This window comes from Escherichia sp. WS3063 (assembly GCF_046486595.1).
Classification (GTDB): Bacteria; Pseudomonadota; Gammaproteobacteria; order Enterobacterales; family Enterobacteriaceae; genus Escherichia; species Escherichia coli.
Genome location: NZ_JBJQKY010000056.1, coordinates 1 through 4,035 on the forward strand (window position 1 = coordinate 1; position 4,035 = coordinate 4,035).

Genomic DNA, 4,035 nt, shown 5'->3' on the forward strand with positions numbered 1-4,035 from the left:
AGCACGTTCTTGCTTAAGACGTGCTGCGGCATAATCCCAATGATTACTCCCTGACAGGGTTCGTAGGCCACTCAATATCAGGTGCAGTTGATGTATCAACACGGTTCAGCAACACCCGATACTTCTTCCAGGCTTCCAGCAACGAGGTTTCTTCCTCCGTTGCATATACAGCTCACTTTTTTCACCCACGATTAACCAACAGCCAGACCAGCAGACACGCCACCACCGGCACAGCAAAATCCATCAGACTTGCTACATCCCACGCGCGCGGATCAAAACCGCCCCACCACGGCATATTCATTCGCTTGCCATGCCCGAACATTTCAATCCAGCGATATTCTGCCTGGGTGTGTTCACGCGCAATGAAGAACGTACAACCGGCTATCGCCCCGTAAACCCAGTTTCCGGTAAAAAGACCAATCAGTACCTGCGCAGCCACAGCACAAAGCGCATGAAGAAAAGGTGTTATATCCATTACTCCTCCTTTATCTAATATCGCTTCGGGAAGTTAATAACAACTTTAATTCTGACTCAAGTTCATCAACTCTTTCAGTCAGTTTCTGGATATGGTGAATCAGTGGAACAACCAGACGTTCGTACATTACACCTTCGGCAACAAGGCCATTGCTGGAAATAGCTTCAGGAGCATCATCTTCGTTAGCTGGTCGCCAGTGTACAAACTGAGGAGCAATTTCTCCTACTTCCTCGGCAATCAATCCGTAGAATCCCCAGTCACGCCTGTCATTTTCGCATTGCGACCTGTACCACACAGGGCGCATCCTGAAAATGAGATCGGCGTGCTCTGAATCTATTGTCTCTACTGAATGTTTATAGCGGATAGACGATGTTGACCGCAGCACAGACGAAATTGCAGGGTCAGGATTAAGATAAAGGTTTGCCGCCGCTGTAGTCGTGGCCAAATTCCATAAATAAAACGCTTCACGACCTGTCAGTGGATAAAAATCTCCGCCATAACGACCACTTTCCAGATCGTTCACTTCCACTTTGTTTTTCAGCTTATTATCAACTTCAGTTTTTGTGTATCTGGAGCTGATATCCTGCTTTGCACTGGTCATCTCAGTCTGAAGCGTTGATACTTTTCTGCTAATTGATGAAATATCTTCCTTAGCTTTACTGACATCTCCCTTTAGCTTGGTGATATCTCCTGGAATTACTGTCGATGTAGCCATTTTTCTGCCTCACATCCAGCCACGAAGTTGATGCTCAACAACAACCGCGTATTTATCGAATATTGACGATTTTTTTGCATCATTAATGATGCGCACGTTTACAAAATATCCATCTTCCTTAACACATACCGGTTCGCCATCTTCAGTCAGCTCTCCGGTTTCTTTGTACACGTTACCTATCACGTCAATAAGAATATCATCCTGCATCGACTCGTCATCATAATAACCAGCACTCTCCATAAAGGTCGAAAAGTCGGCCCTGTCGGCAAATTTGAGTGTTAAATCTTTCATTAGATTGACTCCCCCACCTGAGCATCAGTCAATGCCTTGTGCCATATTCTGAAATTCCTGACATGACCAAATAAATGACGTAACCCGGCTGTAGTCTGGCCTCCAATACGGATAATTGCGGTGTTCTGAATATAGGACCATGTGGTTTTTGTTTCGCTGGATATACGCCCGTTACTTACTGAGCACGTAGACTGATCTGACTTTACACGCATCCCCATAACCATTTTTTCAAGCAATGCGTTTTCGTTTACCCGTCTGTTAGCTCCTCCAATATCGCAATAAGGAAATCCGTCGTAATCTGTTGAATGACCGAAGCCAAGAATAATAGCCGCTCCGGTTTGATGACCGCCGGTATCAAAAACACGCGGTGCTGCATTTGGCGTTTTATACCAGTTCTTATGTACCTCACAAAGAACCGTAAAAGGAAGATTATAAAGGTTATTCTTGATTGGGACTGTCACCATATCGCTTGCGCGGGTCGCTGCCGTCGTTTCTGATATAATAAAAGATGATGCGCAAGGGCCATTTTCAACCTGAGGGGTGGACAGGAAAATATAATCTCCCGATTCAACGACACCACCTTCTTTTGGTGCGTATTGTATTGCCGAGGTTATGCAGGACTCGTCAATTGCCTGAATCGTTGCCTCTGCAAAAATCCAGCCCGTAACCTCATCCTTGTTAACTCGAGCAGTGAGCCTGTCGGCAGCTACACCGGTGATTTCAACCGATAAAGACCGCGTATTAACAATGGCATATCCAAGATTAGATGAAGCGCTGCCATCGAAGGCTTCAAACCTGATCCTTAACCGGAGTTCCAAATCCGTTTTAAATCTGCACGATGTCGTCACACACTTATTATCGCCTGATACATCGACAGCCCCGGTTACTGTAACTGACGCCATGTTAACAGGAGAGGTTTTCCCAATCAGAGAATCGTTACAGACAAATTTTCCATAAGTAAAACCAAAACTATCCGTCCCGGTTTCGGGCACATCCATATTTACCGACTTGCCCCAACTGGCAGGGGTTTCCGAATTGAGCATGTAGTTCGTTCTCTGACCCTCAATAAGCAGGCCATCACGTTCAAATCGTGGCTCGTCAATGGCAGCCTCTGTCAGCACACCAGATTTATTAATATAGGTTGCTTTCGATGCGCGTTTAAACTTTACAACCTTATCGCCAGGCATCGTTATTTCATCATCACCAATAACAATCTTTTTATATGATGGCGAAAACCCCGTAATCATATCCAGTGAATCGTTAAACGGTATCCACACATCAGGCAGTGGCTGTAAGACATATTTATACGGCTCTGCTGCCTGACTTGCATACTCTCTGGCTGCGTCTTCACTTGCTTTTGCAGCGGTCTGGCTTGCAGCGGATGCTTTCGCCGAGTTCGCCGCTGCAGTCTCGCTTGTCTTTGCATTGGTTTCACTGGTTTTTGCTGCTTTTTGACTGTTGGCTGATGCAGTGGCAGAAGCAGCCGCCGCACTTGCAGAACCAGCTGCGGCACTCTCGCTTTGGGCTGCTGCATCCTGACTGTTTTTCGCCGCAGTTTCGCTGGCTTTAGCATTCGTTTCGCTGGTCTTCGCTGCCGTCTGGCTGGACTTTGCGTTGGTTTCGCTCGTCTTCGCTGCTTTCTGACTGTTAGCCGCAGCAGTTGCTGATCCAGCTGCTGAAGTCGCAGAACCGGCTGCTGCGCTCTCGCTTTCAGCTGCTGCAGCCTGGCTGTTTTTCGCCGCAGTTTCACTGGCTTTAGCATTCGTTTCGCTGGTCTTCGCTGCCGTCTGGCTTGACTTTGCGTTGGTTTCGCTCGTCTTTGCTGCTGTCTCGCTATTTTTCGCGTTGGTTTCTGATTTTTTGGCTGCTGTCGCGGAATTTGCCGATGCAGTCTGTGAGGTCGCTGCCGCCTGTGCGCTGTTAGCTGCATTCGTTTCTGAGGTTTTCGCCGCGTTCTTCGATGATGCCGCTGCAGTTTCGGATTTCTTTGCCGCCGCTGCGCTCTGAGAGGCGGCTTCGGCGTTGCGTGCCACTTCTTCCACCATTGCCTCAAAACGACGCAATGCCTCCGGCATGACATCATCTTCCGTCATGGCACCGAGAAAATCATTCAGCGTACCTGGTCTGGAGCCTTCATAGACGGTAATGGTCCCAGCATGTGAAGGCGGAAAACCTTCAACCAGCAGGGTGACGCTGTACTGGCCATACTCAACATCCATGCTGTAACGTCCGGCTTCATCCGGATTTTCAGAAGCCACCGTGTTCACCAGTACCGTGGTGCTGTTACGCTTTGCCTTCAGTTGAATAGTGCAGTTCTGTATTGGTTTTCCCGCACCATCTTTCAGCACACCTGAGATTTTTACTGCTGCCATATCCACTCCACAAAAAAGCCCGCCTGAACCGGCGGGCTGTCATAACACTGTGTTACCTGGCTAATCAGAATTTATAACCGACACCCACGATGAAACCGTCAGTGCGCCAGTCGCCACTGCCGGAGCCTTCATAAGCAATATCAATGGCCACGGATTCGGTCGGGTTAAACTGCACGCCAGCT

General features: G+C 48.1%; 5 protein-coding genes and 3 pseudogenes. All 8 read right to left on the reverse strand.

The features are described 5' to 3' along the window. Positions 1–71, reverse strand: a pseudogene (locus ACJHYW_RS24980) (nucleocapsid protein); the annotation flags it as partial. Further along, a pseudogene (locus ACJHYW_RS24985) lies at positions 44–163 on the reverse strand (tail fiber assembly protein); the annotation flags it as partial. The pseudogenes ACJHYW_RS24985 and ACJHYW_RS24980, both read right to left, overlap by 28 nt. An 18-nt stretch (positions 164–181) precedes the next feature. Continuing rightward, a complete protein-coding gene (locus ACJHYW_RS24990; protein ID WP_016245272.1) occupies positions 182–475 on the reverse strand; it encodes a hypothetical protein in 294 nt (97 codons plus the stop codon). Positions 476–485: 10 nt separating this feature from the next. Continuing rightward, the gene (locus tag ACJHYW_RS24995) at positions 486–1,190 is read right to left on the reverse strand and encodes a tail fiber domain-containing protein (RefSeq protein ID WP_000235975.1); all 705 of its coding nucleotides are present in this window, start codon (positions 1,188–1,190) and stop codon (positions 486–488) included. A gap of 9 nt (positions 1,191–1,199) precedes the next feature. Next, a complete protein-coding gene (locus tag ACJHYW_RS25000; protein ID WP_061092797.1) occupies positions 1,200–1,481 on the reverse strand; it encodes a hypothetical protein in 282 nt (93 codons plus the stop codon). Positions 1,482–2,724: 1,243 nt separating this feature from the next. Further along, positions 2,725–3,054, reverse strand: coding sequence for a phage tail protein (locus ACJHYW_RS25005; RefSeq protein ID WP_371834555.1), 330 nt, complete (start codon positions 3,052–3,054; stop codon positions 2,725–2,727). A 432-nt stretch (positions 3,055–3,486) separates the two neighbouring features. After that, positions 3,487–3,853, reverse strand: a pseudogene (locus tag ACJHYW_RS25010) (prophage tail fiber N-terminal domain-containing protein); the annotation flags it as partial. Positions 3,854–3,917: 64 nt separating this feature from the next. Continuing rightward, positions 3,918–4,035, reverse strand: a 118-nt coding sequence (locus tag ACJHYW_RS25015; protein ID WP_000518576.1) for an Ail/Lom family outer membrane beta-barrel protein, incomplete at its 5' end; no start/stop codon positions are given.